Origin of the sequence: Streptomyces sp. NPDC004327, assembly GCF_042873935.1 — a bacterium.
In the GTDB taxonomy this organism is placed as follows: domain Bacteria; phylum Actinomycetota; class Actinomycetes; order Streptomycetales; family Streptomycetaceae; genus Streptomyces.
The window spans coordinates 240,102-256,134 of sequence record NZ_JBIAME010000009.1 but is presented as its reverse complement, the minus strand read 5'-3'; the positions used below and the strand labels follow the sequence as shown (position 1 = coordinate 256,134).

Annotated in this window: 14 protein-coding genes and 2 tRNA genes; 8 read left to right on the top strand and 8 right to left on the bottom strand. The window is 72.3% G+C overall.

The genetic code is table 11. The features are described 5' to 3' along the window. Positions 1-51: 51 nt before the first annotated feature. Complete coding sequence (locus ACFYU9_RS29295) at positions 52-288, top strand: hypothetical protein (RefSeq protein ID WP_389209248.1); 237 nt, start codon at positions 52-54, stop codon at positions 286-288. An 86-nt stretch (positions 289-374) separates the two neighbouring features. After that, on the top strand, positions 375-1,463 hold the full coding sequence (locus ACFYU9_RS29290) for a PDZ domain-containing protein (protein ID WP_389208278.1): 1,089 nt from the start codon (positions 375-377) through the stop codon (positions 1,461-1,463). A gap of 74 nt (positions 1,464-1,537) precedes the next feature. Here ACFYU9_RS29290 and ACFYU9_RS29285 read toward each other — a convergent pair whose 3' ends face one another. Then, the gene (locus ACFYU9_RS29285; RefSeq protein WP_389208279.1) at positions 1,538-2,092 is read right to left on the bottom strand and encodes a PPA1309 family protein; all 555 of its coding nucleotides are present in this window, start codon (positions 2,090-2,092) and stop codon (positions 1,538-1,540) included. 189 nt (positions 2,093-2,281) lie between these two features. Here ACFYU9_RS29285 and ACFYU9_RS29280 point away from each other — a divergent pair, with 189 nt between their 5' ends. The 4 genes from ACFYU9_RS29280 (at position 2,282) to ACFYU9_RS29265 (ending at position 7,706) form a co-directional block, all read left to right on the top strand. Further along, positions 2,282-5,248: a UPF0182 family protein gene (locus tag ACFYU9_RS29280; protein WP_389346654.1), complete on the top strand. Its 2,967-nt coding sequence runs from the start codon at positions 2,282-2,284 to the stop codon at positions 5,246-5,248. A gap of 57 nt (positions 5,249-5,305) precedes the next feature. Beyond that, a tRNA-Met gene (locus tag ACFYU9_RS29275) sits at positions 5,306-5,379 on the top strand. A 206-nt stretch (positions 5,380-5,585) separates the two neighbouring features. Then, entirely contained in the window at positions 5,586-7,586 is a 2,001-nt protein-coding gene (locus ACFYU9_RS29270) for a tetratricopeptide repeat protein (protein WP_389346652.1), read from the top strand. Positions 7,587-7,632: 46 nt separating this feature from the next. Then, positions 7,633-7,706: transfer RNA gene (locus tag ACFYU9_RS29265), tRNA-Met, on the top strand. Between the two features lie 156 nt (positions 7,707-7,862). On the opposite strand, the gene ACFYU9_RS29260 is transcribed toward ACFYU9_RS29265, so the two are convergent. The 3 genes from ACFYU9_RS29260 to hisN form a co-directional block, all read right to left on the bottom strand. After that, the gene (locus tag ACFYU9_RS29260) at positions 7,863-8,282 is read right to left on the bottom strand and encodes a Fur family transcriptional regulator (protein ID WP_389208282.1); all 420 of its coding nucleotides are present in this window, start codon (positions 8,280-8,282) and stop codon (positions 7,863-7,865) included. Between the two features lie 165 nt (positions 8,283-8,447). Continuing rightward, the gene (locus ACFYU9_RS29255) at positions 8,448-8,834 is read right to left on the bottom strand and encodes a cyclic nucleotide-binding/CBS domain-containing protein (protein WP_389208283.1); all 387 of its coding nucleotides are present in this window, start codon (positions 8,832-8,834) and stop codon (positions 8,448-8,450) included. Between the two features lie 189 nt (positions 8,835-9,023). Further along, on the bottom strand, positions 9,024-9,836 hold the full coding sequence (gene hisN, locus ACFYU9_RS29250; protein WP_389208284.1) for a histidinol-phosphatase: 813 nt from the start codon (positions 9,834-9,836) through the stop codon (positions 9,024-9,026). Positions 9,837-9,982: 146 nt separating this feature from the next. Between hisN and ACFYU9_RS29245 the strand changes: the two genes are divergently transcribed. Next, positions 9,983-10,621 carry a TetR/AcrR family transcriptional regulator gene (locus tag ACFYU9_RS29245; RefSeq protein WP_389346650.1) on the top strand — a complete coding sequence of 213 codons (639 nt, stop codon included), beginning with the start codon at positions 9,983-9,985 and terminating at the stop codon, positions 10,619-10,621. Here the strand turns inward: ACFYU9_RS29245 and ACFYU9_RS29240 are convergent. The 4 genes from ACFYU9_RS29240 to ACFYU9_RS29225 form a co-directional block, all read right to left on the bottom strand. Beyond that, positions 10,513-10,836: a DMT family transporter gene (locus ACFYU9_RS29240; RefSeq protein ID WP_389208286.1), complete on the bottom strand. Its 324-nt coding sequence runs from the start codon at positions 10,834-10,836 to the stop codon at positions 10,513-10,515. The genes ACFYU9_RS29245 and ACFYU9_RS29240 overlap by 109 nt on opposite strands. 97 nt (positions 10,837-10,933) lie before the next feature. Then, complete coding sequence (rsgA, locus tag ACFYU9_RS29235) at positions 10,934-11,944, bottom strand: ribosome small subunit-dependent GTPase A (RefSeq protein ID WP_389208288.1); 1,011 nt, start codon at positions 11,942-11,944, stop codon at positions 10,934-10,936. A 3-nt stretch (positions 11,945-11,947) separates the two neighbouring features. Then, on the bottom strand, positions 11,948-13,276 hold the full coding sequence (aroA, locus tag ACFYU9_RS29230) for a 3-phosphoshikimate 1-carboxyvinyltransferase (RefSeq protein ID WP_389208289.1): 1,329 nt from the start codon (positions 13,274-13,276) through the stop codon (positions 11,948-11,950). Between the two features lie 31 nt (positions 13,277-13,307). Then, the gene (locus tag ACFYU9_RS29225) at positions 13,308-13,994 is read right to left on the bottom strand and encodes a M50 family metallopeptidase (RefSeq protein ID WP_389208291.1); all 687 of its coding nucleotides are present in this window, start codon (positions 13,992-13,994) and stop codon (positions 13,308-13,310) included. A gap of 219 nt (positions 13,995-14,213) precedes the next feature. Between ACFYU9_RS29225 and ACFYU9_RS29220 the strand changes: the two genes are divergently transcribed. After that, positions 14,214-16,031, top strand: coding sequence for an FAD-dependent monooxygenase (locus ACFYU9_RS29220; protein WP_389346649.1), 1,818 nt, complete (start codon positions 14,214-14,216; stop codon positions 16,029-16,031). Positions 16,032-16,033 lie beyond the last annotated feature (2 nt).

The window sequence follows — 16,033 nt, the reverse complement described above, 5'->3', positions numbered from 1 at the left end:
GAATAATCTGCTGATCGACTCACTGGGGATCATTGGGGATGGGAGGTCGGGATGGCAGCGCTGGCCTGGTTGCTGATTCCGGTTTTCGCTGTCGTCGGCGCGGCGATATGGGCGAGCTGGGCTTCACGGAACAAGACCATCGGGGACGTCGCCGAGCTCGCGGGCTACGCGCGGTTCCGGGACGCCATGGAGCGGGCCCACCCCACAGCCTCTCCGCAGCCCTCCGCTTCCGCGCGGACGGAGCGCGAGACGGCGCCCGCGACCGCCGCGACGACCAGCACCGGCTGATCGCTCGGGTCGCTCCGATCATCGGCTGATCCTCGTACGGACCGCCCCGGGGGTGCACTCACAGGCCGGTCCCGTACTGTCGTTCCATGCCACGCCGCACCGCGACGATGCTCGCCTCCACCCTGGTCCTGATCACGCTGCTCTGTGTCGGCGTCCTCATTCCGGTGCCGTACGCGGAGATGAGCCCGGGGCCGACGGTGAACACCCTCGGCGAGGCGCGCGGCGAGCCGGTCCTGAGCATCTCGGGACACCAGACGTACCCGACCACCGGCAACCTCAACATGACGACGGTCCGGGTCACCAGCGCGGACTACAAGATGAACGCGGTCGAGGCCGTCTACGGCTGGCTGGCCCACGACAGCGTGATCGTCCCGCACGAGACCCTGTACCCGGACGGCAAGACCGAGGAGCAGTCCAGCCAGGAGAACGCCGAGGAGTTCAGCCAGTCGCAGGAGAGCGCCAAGGTCTCCGCGCTGGACGAGCTCGGCATCCCGGTGACCACCCGGGTCGTCGTGGCCACCGTCGTCAAGGGCACCCCCGCCGAGGGCCGGCTGCACGCCGGCGACGTGATCCGGGCGGTGGACGGCACGGCCGTGAAGCAGCCCGGCGACGTGGCCAAGCTGGTCACCAAGCACAAGCCGGGCGAGAAGGTGACCTTCACGATCGTCCCGGCCAAGGCGGCCGCCGCCGCGGAGAAGGCGCACAAGGACACCACCGTGTCCGAGGACGTCGTCCTCACCACGACGAAGTCGCAGGAGGGCGACCGGGCCATCGTCGGCATCCAGGCCGGCACCGACCACGTCTTCCCGTTCACCATCGACATCAAGCTCGCCGACGTCGGCGGCCCCAGCGCCGGTCTGATGTTCTCGCTCGGCATCGTCGACAAGCTCACCCCGGGCTCGCTCACCGGCGGCAAGTTCATCGCCGGCACCGGCACCATCGACGACGACGGCAAGGTCGGCCCGATCGGCGGCATCGAGATGAAGCTGGTCGGCGCGCGCAACGCCGGCGCCGAGTACTTCCTCACCCCGGCCGAGAACTGCGCGGCCGCCGCGGCCGACACCCCCGACGGCCTCACCCTGATCAAGGTGAACACCATCGACGACGCCACGAAGTCGCTGGAGAAGCTCCGCACGGGCGACACCGCGTCCCTGCCGAGCTGCTCCAAGAGCTGACCGGCCGCCGGCACGACGAGGCACGGCGAACGGGGCGCCCCGCGGGGCGCCCCGTTCGCCGTGTCAGCGGGAACTCACGAGGCGAACGTCGCCGCCAGCGCCTCCGCGAGACCCGGCACCAGGTCCGGGCCGGTGAGGACCTCGTTCGGCGAGTCCTTCTCGCGCAGCCGGATCGCCGCCTCGCGCTTGCCGTTGCGCAGCACCGCGACCGTCATCCGGACCTCCTGGCGGTCCGGGTGCGCGGCCACCCACTTGGCGAGCGCGGCCTCGTTCAGGCCCTTCGGCACGGACGCCTCCGCCGACGGCGGCAGCATCAGCCGCTCCACGGTGAGCGCGCAGCCCGCGACCGCCTTGGGCCAGGCGATGGTGCCGAGGAACTCGTCCAGCGGCTTGCCGGCCGGCAGCTGGTCCTGCTCGATCGGGGTGTAGCCGGGGGCTTCGTCGCTCTTGCCGCCGAGCTGGCCGGCGAGGGACGGCGCGGTCTTGCGCAGCTTGGCGGTCTCGACCAGGGCGAAGAGCCGGGCCGGCCGGTCCCAGCCGAGGCCCGAGGCGTACTCGTCGATCTCCAGCACGGCGCGGGTGAGGGGGCTCGCGGCCATCGGGGGACCGGAGGGGGAAAAGTTGGACATGGGCAATATCCTGCCTCCTCTTCACCGGAAGTCGGGAACTAGGTAAACCCTCAGTAAGTTGCATCAGTGGGCTCTACGATCGCGGACACGGTCATGGTCACGATCGCCGAGCCCGCCCATGGACGCGTCGATCGGCTTGACCGACGCATCTCGGCTTTCAACCACGAGGGGCGCACGTTGGCTTTCCAGATGCCGGACCGCGGAGGCGGCACGGGTCCGTCCGGACCGAGGGCGAGAGTCGGCCGGCCGTCCCGCCGTGCCCGCACGCTGCTGATGACGCTGGGTGTCCTGGCCGTCCTCGGCATGGTGTTCGTCATGTTCGCCGGCTTCTGGACGGACTGGCTCTGGTTCCGCTCGGTCCACTACTCGTCGGTGTTCACCACGACGCTGTGGACCAAGATCGGCCTCTTCCTGGTCTTCGGCCTGCTGATGGCGCTGGCCGTGGGGCTGAACGTCTGGCTGGCGTACCGGCTGCGGCCGCCGCTCAGCGCGATGTCCGTGGAGCAGCAGAGCCTCGACCGGTACCGGATGGGGATCGCGCCCTTCAAGAAGTGGCTGCTGCTCGGCATCACCGTCCTGGTCGGCCTGATCTCCGGAGCCTCCGCCTCCGGCCAGTGGCGCACCTGGCTGATGTGGGTGAACGGGGTCTCCTTCGGTGAGAAGGACCCGCAGTTCCACCTGGACGTGTCGTTCTACGCCTTCGACCTGCCCTGGTACCGCTTCCTGCTGGCCTTCGGCTTCGCCGCCACGGTCCTGTCGCTGATCGCCGCCGCCCTCACGCACTACCTGTACGGCGGACTGCGCATCACCAGCCCGGGCGCCCGCGCGACCGCCGCCGCGACCGGACACCTCTCCGTCCTGCTCGGCGTCTTCGTGTCGCTGAAGGCCGTGGCGTACTGGCTCGACCGGTACGGGCTCGCGGTGAAGTCCAGCGACTTCAAGGCGACGGGCAACTGGACGGGTCTGCGGTACGTGGACGCCAACGCCTTCCTGCCCGCCAAGACGATCCTGTTCTGCATCGCCGTGATCTGCGCGCTGCTGTTCTTCGCGACGCTGTGGCGGCGCACCTGGCAGCTGCCGGTGATCGGCTTCGGCCTGATGGTGCTCTCGGCGATCCTGATCGGCGGCCTGTACCCGGCCATCGTCCAGAAGTTCCAGGTCCAGCCGAACGAGCAGGCCAAGGAAGCGCCGTACATCCAGAAGAACATCGACGCGACCCGCAGGGCGTACGCCATCGACTCCACCGATCCGGAGGAGTACTCGGGCAAGTCGACGGTCAAGGACAAGAGCCGGCTGCGCGCCGACGCCGACACGGCCGCCGCCTACCGCCTGATCGACCCGAACATCGTCTCGCCGACGTTCCAGCAGCTGGAGCAGAAGCGGAAGTACTACCAGTTCCCGCTCACCCTCGACGTCGACCGCTACCAGGGCAAGGACACGGTCGTCGGTCTGCGTGAGCTCAACATCCGGGGCATCCCGAAGCGGAACTGGATCAACGACCACTTCACCTACACCCACGGCTACGGCGCCATCATGGCGGCCGGCACCCAGACGGACGCCAACGGCTCGCCGGTCTTCACCGAGTCCGGGCTGCCGACGACCGGCATGCTCCCGAAGTACGAGCAGCGGGTCTACTACGGCGAGAAGACCGACCAGTACTCGATCGTGGGCGGGCCCCAGAAGGAGCTCGACTACGAGGAGAACGGCGAGAAGACCACCAGCTACGCGGGCAAGAGCGGCGTCAGCCTCTCCAGCGCCTTCAACCGGGCCGCGTACGCGGTCGCGTTCAGCGAGCCGCAGATCCTCTACTCGGGGGCCATCGGCGACGGCTCGCGGATCCTCTACAACCGCACCCCCAAGGAGCGGGTCGAGGCCGTCGCGCCCTGGCTGACCATCGACGGCGACGCCTACCCGGCGGTCGTCGACGGCCGCATCCAGTGGATCGTCGACGCGTACACCACCACCAACGGCTACCCGTACGCCTCGCGCACGACGCTCGGCGAGACCACGGCCGACGCGCTGACGGTCGGCAACCAGCAGCGCGCGGTGGTCGCCCAGCAGAACCAGGTCAACTACATCCGCAACTCGGTGAAGGCCACCGTCGACGCCTACGACGGCACGGTGAACCTCTACCAGTGGGACACGAAGGACCCGGTCCTCAAGACCTGGATGAAGGCGTTCCCCGGCACGGTCAAGGAGAAGGCGCAGATCAAGCCGGAGCTGCTCGCGCACCTGCGCTACCCGCAGGACATGTTCAAGGTCCAGCGCGAGCTGCTGACCCGCTACCACGTGACCGACCCGGCGCAGTTCTACAGCGGCTCGGACGCCTGGCAGGTGCCGGACGACCCGACCAACAAGGACGGCAACGCGGTCCCGCCGTACTACCTGAGCATGAAGATGCCCGGCGACCCGGCGGAGCGCTTCTCGCTGACGACGACGTTCACGCCGAACGGCCGGCCCAACCTGGGCGGGTTCATGGCGGTGGACGCCGACGCCACCAGCAAGGAGTACGGCCGGATAAGGCTGCTGCGGGTCGGCGAGGACGTGCCGGGGCCCGAGCAGGTGCAGAACAAGCTGAACGGTCTGCCGGAGGTCGCGACCTTCGTCCGGGACATGAAGGGCGCCGACTCCGACATCGAGTACGGCAACCTGCTCACCGTCCCGCTGGACGGCGGCTTCCTGTACGTGGAGCCGGTGTACGCCCAGGGCCGCAACGCGCACTACCCGCTCCTGAAGAAGGTCGCGGTGTCGTACGTGGACGCGGACCAGCCGAAGGGTGACACCACCAAGGACGTCACGGTCTTCGAGGACACCCTCGCGCAGGCGCTGAACAAGGTCTTCGGCGTCGAGGGCACCACCCCGCCGCCGGTCCAGCCGCCGGGCACCACGACGCCGCCGCAGCCGACGACCACCGACGCCGCGCTGAAGCAGGCCATCGCGGACGCCCAGAAGGCGTACGACGACGGCCAGGAGGCGCTGAAGAAGGGCGACTGGGACGCCTACGGCAAGGCGCAGTCGGACCTGCAGAGCGCGCTCCAGCGGGCGGCCGACGAGGGGGCGAAGCTCAAGAGCCCGGCCCCGGCCCCGTCGGCCAAGCCGTCCGCGCCGCCGGCGGCCAAGCCGTCCACGCCGCCGTCCCCGGGCACCGGCGGCTGACCCCGCTGGACCGTCGGCAAAGTTCCCCTCCGCGTCGTGATACGGTTGTTTCACCGACGCGGGGTGGAGCAGCTCGGTAGCTCGCTGGGCTCATAACCCAGAGGTCGCAGGTTCAAATCCTGTCCCCGCTACTGAAGTTCGAGGGCCCGAATCCATAAGGATTCGGGCCCTCGGCGTGTTCCGGGACACGGCACGCCCTCCGAAGGCAGCCTTGGATGGGGCGAGTTGGGGCGAGACGTGTTTGACTTATCTCTCTGTGGGCATGTCGACAAAACGCTGAAGTGACCTCACTGGGTTGCGGTATACCAGGTGTACGCGGGTTGCAGGTGGTGCGACGATGGTATTTATGGGGGACAGGGCAACTCTGTTGGAGACAGGGCGGTTTGTGCAGCGGCATTCCAAGAGCGCCGCGGACGAGATCATCGAGGCCGGACCGGCCGTCGGTGCAGCTGTCGACACCACCACCGCCGAGCAGGAGACCGAGGCCGAGACCGAGGCCCGCCACCGCCTCGCCGCCGAGAAGGGTGACGCCGGCTCCATGAGCGTCCTCGGCGCGCTGCTGCTGCGCCGCGGCGACCTGGACGGCGCCGAGCGCTGGCTGCGCGCGGCCTCCGCGCACGGCGACCGCGCCGCCGCCAACAACCTGGGCGTCCTGCTGCACCAGCGCGGCTACCCGGACGAGGCCGCCGGCTGGTGGCGGGTCGCCGCCGTCGCGGGTTCCGCGCCGGCCGCGCACGCCCTCGGCCGGCACCACCGGGAGCGCGGCGACGAGCCCGCCGCCGAGTACTGGCTGCGCCAGTCCGCCGAGCAGGGCCACGCCCTCGGCGCCTACGCGCTCGCCGACCTCCTGGAGCACCGCAGCGACGTCGGCGCCGAGCGCTGGCTGCGCGCCGCCGCCGAGCAGGGCCACCGCGAGGCCGCGTACCGCCTCGCCCTCGCCGTGGAGCGGCGCGCCACGGCCCCGGTCCGCGGCCCGCACGCCTACGACACCGGCACCGGCCTGCGCACCTCCCTGGCCGGCACGGAGCCGGGCGCCGGCCCCGCCACCGGCACCGGCCTTCGCACGGCCGCCGCGCTCGCCGGCGCCGCCGGCCCCGGCCCCGGCGAGCGGCCGGCCGCGGCCACGGACGGGCTGGGCGAGGCCGAGCAGTGGTTCCGGCAGGCCGCCGCGCGCGGACACCGCCGGGCCGCCCTGCACCTGGGCGCGATCCTGGAGAAGCGCGGCGACCTCAAGGAGGCCGGCCGCTGGTATCTGATGTCCGCCAAGGACGGCGAGGCCAAGGCCGCCTGCGCGCTCGCCTTCCTGCTGCGCGACGCCGGTGACGAGGAGAGCGCCGCCGTGTGGTGGCTGCGCGCCGCCCAGGACGGCGACGGCAACGCCGCCAACGCGCTCGGCGCGCTGCACGCGGCCCGCGGCGAGCAGCAGACCGCCGAGCGCTGGTACCGCGCCGCCATGGACGCCGGCGACGTGAACGGCGCCTACAACCTCGGGCTGCTCTGCGCCGCCCAGGAGCGCACCGCGCAGGCCGAGCAGTGGTACCGCCGGGCCGCCTACGCCGGCCACCGCGAGGCCGCCAACGCGCTCGCCGTGCTGCTGCTCCAGGCCGGCGACGCCGGCGGCGCCGAGCCCTGGTTCTCCAAGGCCGCCGAGGCCGGCAGCGTCGACGCCGCCTTCAACCTCGGCATCCTGCACGCCGGCCGCGACGACGACCGCACCGCGCTCACCTGGTACGAGCGGGCCGCCGCCGCCGGGCACACCGAGGCCGCCCTCCAGGTCGGCATCGCCTACCTGCGCGACGGTGACGAGCAGGCCGCCGAGCGTCATCTGCGGTGCGCGGCGGGCGGCGGCAGCGCCGAGGCCGCGTACCGGCTCGCCACCGTCCTCGACGCCCGCCGCCCGGACCCCGGCCCGCCGGTGCTCGGCGCCCCGCGCGCCGAGAAGAGCGAGTGCGAGGAGTGGTACGAGCGCGCCGCCCAGCAGGGGCACCGCCGTGCCCAGGTGCGGGTCGGGATGCTCGCCGCCGCACGCGGCGACGTCGCCGAGGCGGCCCGCTGGTACCGCGAGGCGGCCGAGGCCGGCTCGCGCAACGGCGCCTTCAACCTCGGGCTGCTGCTCGCCCGCGAGGGCGGCGAGCGCGAGGCCGCGCTGTGGTGGACCCGCGCCGCCCACGCCGGCCACGGCCGCGCGGCGCTCCGGCTCGCGCTGCTCGCCGCGCGCCGCGGTGAGCTCACCGAGGGGCGCCGCTGGTGCGCCCGCGCGGTCGAGCTCGGCCCGGCGGAGGTCGCGGAGCGGGCGGCGCGGCTGAGCGAGGCGCTGCACCAGGAGCTCACCGCTTAACGAATTTGCGCTGGTGGGGGCGGTCCCGTAAGGTTGGGTTCACCGACGCGGGGTGGAGCAGCTCGGTAGCTCGCTGGGCTCATAACCCAGAGGTCGCAGGTTCAAATCCTGTCCCCGCTACTCAGTAGCACGAAGGCCCGGATCGTCTCGACGATCCGGGCCTTCGTCGTACCCGGGCGCAGTGCCGGGGCAATGCCCGGGGCCCGGGGCAGCGCGCGGGAGCATACGGAAAAGGCCCCCGCCCGGTGGGCAGGGGCCTTCTCGTCAGGCACGGGGTCAGGCGGTGGCCGCGCAGCCCGGGCAGACGCCCCGGTAGGTGACCTCGACGTTCGAGATCGTGAAGCCGAAGCGCTCCGAGGCCGGCAGGTCCGCCAGCGGGTCGCCCGCCGGGTGGACGTCACGGATCGCGCCGCAGCGGGCGCAGACCAGGTGCTGGTGCGGGCGGTGCGCGTTCGGGTCGTACCGCTTGGCGCGGCCGTCCGTCGCGACCTCGATCACCTCGCCGAGGGTGACCATCTCGCCCAGCGTGTTGTAGACGGTCGCCCGCGAGATCTCCGGCAGGCGGGACACCGCCCGGGCGTGGACCTCGTCGGCGGTCAGGTGTACATGGTCTCCGTCGAGCACCTCGGCCACGACACGACGCTGCGCGGTCATCCGCCAGCCGCGGCCGCGCAGTCGTTCCAACAGGTCACTCATGGGGGTCAGCCTAACAGTCGGCGCAAGAGTGTCCCGAATCGGTGTGAGTTAGGACATGGGTCAAACCTGGATGGCAGATCGATCTGGAACGGATCCAATACGAGGTGGGGCGAGGGCCGGAGCCCCTTGTCCTTACGGGGCTCCGGCCCTCCCGTAGCCGGCCGGTCAGGCCGCCAGCCGGGCCGGGACCCAGCAGCGGATGATGTCGCGCACGGACACGATGCCGACCGGCCCGTGGTCGTCCAGGACCACGAGGTGGCGGAAGCCGCCGCGGGTCATCGCCTCGGCGGCCTCCTCCAGGGTCCAGGTCGGGGCGGCGAAGACGACGTCCCGGGTGGTGTGGGCGTCGGCCGTCTCGAGGTCGGGGTCCCGGTCGAGACCGATGGCGTCGAGGATGTCGCGTTCGGTGAGGATGCCGAAACCGCCGGAGTCGCCGTCCTGGACGACGGCGGCGCCGACGCGGCGCGCCGACATGAGGCGGGCGGCCTGGCGGAGGGTGTGGGCCGGGCCGATGGTCACGGTCACGGTGCTCATGGCGTCACGGACGAGCATGGAGGAGACCACCTCCTGTTCGAGGCTTCGAGGCTTCGATGACTTCGAGAGCCGGGAGGACTTCGTGAACCGAGGAGGACTTCGAGAACGAATTCACAAGTTCACAAAGTGGGGGAGTCTCAGAGTGGCATCGGGGGAAGGGGACGACAAGGGGGCGCGCGGAGCGCCCCCGGGAGCGCTGAGGGGCGGTCAGGCCTCGGTGGTGGTCCGCTGGTTGAGGTAGCTGAGCAGCTCGCCGTGGAGCAGACCGTTGGACGCCGCCGCGTTCCCGCCGTGCGGGCCGTGCCGCCCGTCCAGGCCGGTGAAGGTGCCGCCGGCCTCCTGCACCACGATCGCCGTGGCCGCCATGTCCCACAGCGACAGCTCCGGCTCCGCGCACATGTCCACCGAGCCCTCGGCGACCATCATGTACGGCCAGAAGTCGCCGTACGCGCGCGTCCGCCAGACCGCCCGGCTGAGGTCGAGGAAGCCGTCGAGCCGACCCCGCTCCTCCCAGCCGCTCAGGCTGGAGTACGCGAACGAGGCGTCCTCCAGCCGGCCGACCTTGGACACCCCGATCCGGGTCGCCGACGCCAGGCTGCGGCCGGTGTACGCGCCGAGCCCCTTCGCCGCCCACCAGCGGCGGCCCAGCGCGGGCGCCGACACCACGCCCACCACCGGCTGGAAACCGGTCTCCCCGGCCTCCATCAGCGCGATCAGGGTCGCCCACACCGGCACCCCGCGCACATAGTTCTTGGTGCCGTCGATCGGGTCGATCACCCAGCGGCGCGGGCCCGAGCCCTCGACCCCGAACTCCTCGCCGAGGATGGCGTCCCGCGGCCGGGCGCGCTGCAGCTGCCCGCGGATCAGCTCCTCGGCGGCCTTGTCGGCCTCGCTCACCGGAGTCATGTCGGGCTTCGTCTCGACCTTCAGGTCGAGCGCCTGGAACCGGTCCATCGTGGCCGCGTCCGCGGCATCCGCGAGGACATGGGCGAGACGCAGATCGTCGTGGTAATCGGCCATGGTCGAAACTCTATCCCCCGAAGGTGCCCCGCCCGGCGGCGGGCCTTGACAGTGCGTGGCCGGCTGCCGACGCTGAGCACAGGCCCACTGCACACCTGAACACCTGCACACCTGCACACCGTTCCGTACGGTCCGGGGAGGCGCCCATGCCGACCGCCCGCGACGCGCTGCTCGACGCCGCGCTCACCGCCCTCGCGCACGACCCCTGGTCCGGTGTGCGGATGGTCGACGTGGCGAAGGCCGCCCGGGTCTCCCGGCAGACCCTCTACAACGAGTTCGGCAGCAAGGAGGGGCTCGCCCGCGCGCTGGCCCGCCGCGAGGCCGACGCCTATCTCCAGGGCGTACGGCGGATGCTCGCGGCCGACGCGCCGCCCGCGCGGAAGCTGGCCGCCGTCGCCGAGTGGACCGTCACCCGGGCCGCCGAGCGCCCGGTGCTCCGGGCCCTGCTCACCGACGCCTGGAGCGAGCGGCTGCCCCGGCCGCGGCCCGCCCGGCCGGGCTCCCGGCTCGCGCCCGTACCGGCGCAGCGGCGCGCCGACGCCGGGCCGCCCGCGCCCGGCGAGCTGGTCGCCGAGACCGCGGCCTGCGCGGGGGAGCGGTGGGCGGCCTGCTGCGAACTGGCCGTACGGCTCGCCCTCAGCCATGTCGTGGCGCCGCCCGTGGGCTGGGCGGGCGGTCAGTGCGCGGAGCCGGAGAGCTGGAGGCCGATGACGCCGGCGATCACCAGGGTGATCGAGACGATCTTGAGCGTGGAGACCACGTCACCGAGGAACACCATGCCGTAGATCGCCGTCCCGGCCGCCCCGATGCCCGTCCACACCGCGTACGCCGGGCCCACGTCGAGCTTCTTCAGCGCGAGGGTCAGCAGACCGAAGCTGCCGAGGGCGAAGGCGGCGAACGCGATCGTGGGCCAGAGGCGGGTGAAGCCGTGCGAGAGCTTGAGACACACGGCGAAGCCCGTCTCAAGGAGGCCGGCGACCACCACGAGCAGCCACGCCATCGTCAGTGCCTCCCACGCCTCGACTGACCGCTCCGCACTCGGTGCGATTATGCACTTACCAGTCGTGTCGGGCCGTAAACGCGCGCGACGCGCGCGATCAGTCGCCCTCGCGCCGCTCCCGCGTCGCCAGCAGCCGCCGCAGCGAGTACAGCCGCGCCGGATCGGCGTGCCCCTCGGCGACCCAGGCGTCGAGCGCGCACTCCGGCTCGTCGTGCGAGCAGGCCCGCGGGCAGTTCTCGGTGCCCGGCTCCAGGTCGGGGAAGGCGTGGATGACCCGGGACGGGTCGACGTGGTGCAGGCCGAAGGAGCGCACGCCCGGCGTGTCGACGACCCAGCCGTCGGCCTTGTCGAGCGGCAGCGCGAGCGCCGAGGTGGTGGTGTGCCGGCCGCGGCCGGTCACCGCGTTCACATGACCGGTGATCCGCCGCCGGTCCTCCGGGACCAGCGCGTTCACCAGCGTCGTCTTGCCGACGCCCGAATGGCCGACGAACGCCGTCACCCGGCCGTCCAGGTGCTCCCGCACCCGGTCCGCCGCCCCGCCGTCGTACAGCTCGTCGCGGTTCACGACGACGTACGGGATGTCCAGGGCGCCGTACAGCTCCAGCAGCTTCTCCGGCGGGGCCAGGTCCGACTTGGTCAGGACGAGGAAGGGTTCGAGGCCGCCGTCGTAGGCCGCGACCAGACAGCGGTCGATGAGGCGCGGGCGCGGCTCGGGGTCGGCGAGCGCCGTCACGATCGCCAGCTGGTCGGCGTTGGCGACGACCACGCGCTCGTACGGGTCGTCGTCGTCGGCCGTGCGGCGCAGCACCGAGCTGCGCTCGCCGATCCGCACGATCCGCGCCAGGGTGTCCTTCTCGCCGGACAGGTCGCCCACCAGGGAGACCCGGTCGCCGACCACGGCGGCCTTGCGGCCCAGCTCGCGGGCCTTCATCGCGACCACGGTCCGGTCGTCGACCAGACAGGTCAGCCGGCCCCGGTCGACGGTGAGGACCAGGCCCTCGACGGCGTCCTCGTGCTTGGGGCGGATGTTCGTACGGGGGCGGCTGCCCTTGCGGTTGGGCCGCTGGCGGATGTCGTCCGCGTCCGTGTGCTTGCCGTAACGCCGCATGGCTCAGGCTCCGAGCATTTCGGTCCACATCCTCGGGAAGTCGGGCAAGGTCTTCTCCGTCGTCCGCACGTTCTCGATCTCCACGCCCTTGACCGCCAGGCCGATCAGCGCGCCCGCGGTCGCCATCCGGTGGTCGTGGTACGTGTGGAAGACGCCGCCGCGCAGCGGGCGCGGGCGGATGCGCAGTCCGTCCTCGGTCTCGGTGACGTCACCGCCGAGCCCGTTGATCTCCTTGGTGAGCGCGGCCAGCCGGTCGGTCTCGTGCAGCCGCAGGTGGGCCACGCCGCGCAGGGTGGACGGGGAGTCGGCGAGCGCGGCGACGGCCGCGATGCCCGGGGTCAGCTCGCCGACCTCGCTCAGGTCCACGTCGATGCCGTGGATCGCGCCGGTGCCGGTGAAGGTCAGGCCCCGGTCGGTCAGCTCGCAGGAGCCACCCATCTCGGTGAAGATCTCCCGCAGCGCGTCACCGGGCTGGGTGGTCCTGGACGGCCAGTCCGGCACGGTGACCCGGCCACCGGTGACCAGGGCCGCCGCCAGGAACGGCTGGGCGTTCGACAGGTCCGGCTCCACCACCAGGTCGCGGCCGAGCAGCGCGGACGGGGCGACCCGCCACACGTCGGGCCGGCCGCCGTGCTCCGGCTCGTCGATCTGGGCGCCGACCGCGCGCAGCATGTCGACCGTCATCCGGATGTGCGGCATGGACGGCAGCCGGCCGCCGACGTGCCGCACCTCCACGCCCTGGTTGAAGCGCGCGCCCGACAGCAGCAGGGCGCTGACGAACTGGGACGAGGAGGAGGCGTCGATCTCCACGACCCCGCCCTCCAGACCGCCGCCGCCGTGCACGGTCATCGGCAGCGCGCCGCGGCCGTCGTCGTCGATCCGGGCGCCGAGCGCGCGCAGCGCGTCGATGACGCCGTGCAGCGGGCGCTCGTGCGAGCGCGGGTCGCCGTCGAAGCGGACCGGGCCGTCGGCGAGGGCCGCGACCGGCGGCAGGAAGCGCATGACCGTACCGGCGTTGCCGACGTCCACGGTCGCGCCGCCGCGCAGCCCGGCCGGGATGATCCGCCAGGCCTCGCCGGTGCCGTCCGGGCCCACGCCCTCCTCGATCCGTACGCCCAGGGTGCGCAGGCCCTCCGCCATCAGCAGGGTGTCGCGCGAGCGCAGCGGGCGGCGGATCCAGCCCGGCTCGGCGGCCAGCGCGGCGAGCACGAGGGCGCGGTTGGTGACCGACTTCGATCCGGGCACGGTGACGGTGGCGTCGACGGCGCCGCCCGCGTACGGGGCGGGCCAGAGGCCGGTGAGCGGATCGGTGGACGCGGAGCTTTCGGTCATGCCCTCACTTTACGGGGGCGAACAGCGGCCGCTACACGCCGAGCAGCCAGCGTCCGCCGCCGATCAGGCAGCAGATCGACACCGCGTGGAAGAAGAGCAGCCACAGCGTCGGGGGTACGTGGGTGAGCCGGCCGAGCTGGTCCGCGTCGGAGTCCCCGGCCCCCTCGCGGCGGCGCCTGGCCTGGAGCTCGAAGGCCGGGCGGACGCCGCCGAGGAGCAGGAACCAGACGGCCGCGTACGCGAACACGGACTGCACGTCCGGGCCGGTCAGCCAGGACACCAGGACGAACAGGCCGCCGGTCAGCACCACGGTGAAGATCCCGTAGACGTTGCGGACCATCACCAGGAGCGCGAGGAGCAGGGCGGTGGCCACCCAGAGCAGCAGGGTGACGTGGTGGGCGGCGAGCAGCGCGGCGCCGCCGAGGCCGAGCAGCGGGGCGGCGGGGTAGCCGGCGGCGGCCGTGAGGATCATGCCGAGGCCGGTGGGGCGGCCGCGCGAGACGGTGAGCCCGCTGGTGTCCGAGTGCAGCCGGATCGACTGGAGGCGGCGGTTGGTGGCGACGGCGACGAGGCCGTGGCCGCCCTCGTGCGCGATGGTGATCGCGTTCCGGGACAGCCGCCATATCGGGCGGGGCAGCACCGCCACGAGGGCGGCGATCGCCGTGGCGATCACGATCCACCGCTCGGGCGCGGGCTGGGTGCCGAGGAGCTCAGTCATGTCGGGCAGTGTGGCACTCCTGTGCGGACCGGAGTCCGGGGCGGAGGGGAAGCGGCGGCCGGTCCCGTGGCCGGTCCGGCTGCCGGCGCGCCGGCCGATCCGTAGGGCGTGGGCCCGATTTCACCGTTTGTAAAAAGGCGTACCGCGACTTCGGCCCTTCATTTCGGCCTGCTACGTTGACGATTGAATCGGACCTGGATCGACGGGGGTTGTACAGGGATGCCGGACCGGACTGCCGCGAAGGTCGATATCTGCGTCGTGGGTTCCGGCCCGCCCGGACTGGCGCTGGCGAAGGCAATGGCCGACGCCGGCCGGAATGTCGCCGTCGTCGGCGGCGACGACATCGGAGAAACCGGCGCGCTCGCGATGACGGTGCTTCAGCCGGGCGCTTTGCAGGCGCTCGACGCGCTCGGTCTCCGGCGGGGCGTGGAGGCGAGAGCGCAGCGGCTCGATGGCTATGACACGTATGTCAATGGTGAGCGGATCGCCGCGCTGCGTTACGCGGACCTGAGCGAAAGCCCGGCGCCGTACGGCCTGGGCGCCACCGGTGAGATGCTGCGGCGGGTCTTCCTGGAGGAGCTGGCGGACAACCCGCGCTTCACGTGGTTCGAGGGCTCCCGGGTGCGCTCGCTGCTGCGGAGAGCGGACGGCGGACTCGACGGCATCGCGCTGACCTCGAAGGACGGCGAGCCGTTCGTCGTCGGCTGCCGGGTCGTGGTGATCACGGAGGGGGACTGCGCGGCGGCCGGGGCGCTCGCCGGCATCGCGACCCACCCGGTGGAACGCGGCGACGAGGCGCTGACGTTCAGCGTGCCGCGGCCGGCGGGCTGGCCGGACGTGCTCAGCAACCATTACCGCGACGACAACCGATATCTGAGCATTGCCCCGTCCGGTCCGGACCGGTTGAGTGTGCTGTGGGGAATCCGCAGTGGAACATTCGACGAAGTCAGGGATCGGGGTTTCGAAGCGCTGAGGAAGCGCATTCTTTCGGTCGAGCCGCGCCTTGAGCAGGTATTCGACGAAATTCGGGGCTGTGAGGACGCGGAACACCACGCGCTCACCGGTTACCTCGCCGACCGCTGGGTGGCAGACGGCCTGTTGTTGGCCGGAAACGCCGCGTACAGTCTGCCCGCATTCGGCGGACAGGATCACAATCTTCCGTTGCACGACGCCGTTTCCGCGGCCCGGGTGATCGAGAAGGCGCTGCGCGGCAACGATGTTTCGGCCACATCGCTGGGCGAGTTCGAGCGGGAGCGCCGGCCGCTGGTGGAGAACATCGCGGCCTTCTGGGGGCGCGGCAGCGGCGCCGGCACCGCGCTGCCGTCCGGTCCGGTCAGCGGGGCGGTCGTGGCGGCCCTGAACCGGATGTTCCGGTCCATGGCGCTCGGTCCGGAGGCGTGGCGGAGCTCCGCCGCCCCGGCGGCCGCGGCCCCGCTCGCGGCGGAGCCGGGCCGGGATCCGTCGCTCGACCGGCCGGCGTTCCCCCGGACCGCGAGCCTCGACCAGGCGGCCACCCTCGACCTGGCCTGGCTGGGCTCACCGCAGGACGACGCCCCGGGCATCGGGCGGCTGCTGTGGCAGCTCGCCAAGGTGTCCGGCACCCACCGGGTCTTCGACTTCGGCTCCGCGAGCGGCTCCTCGACCGTCTGGCTGGCGCGCGCCGCCGGTCCCGAGGGCAGGGTCTACCGCAGCGAGCCGGACGCGGTGTCGGCCGCGAAGGCGCGCGAGCTGGTCGACCGGGCCGGCGTCGGCGGCCAGGTGGAGATCCTGGTGGCGGACGCGGCGGCGAACCTCCGGGCGGTCGAGGGCGCGTTCGACCTCATGCTGTGCGACGTGGCCCGCGAACCGCGCCCGGGCCTGCTCGCCGAAGCGCTGCGGCGACTGCGCCCCGGCGGGCTGTTCATCGCCGACAACGCGCTCCTGGGCCGGGGCCGGGCCCGGCACGGCGGCATCCTGGACGAGATGTTCGCCGAGCGCTCGCTGTTCACCACCCTCATCCCGCTCGACGCCGGGCTGGCCGTGGGCGTCAAGCAGTAGGC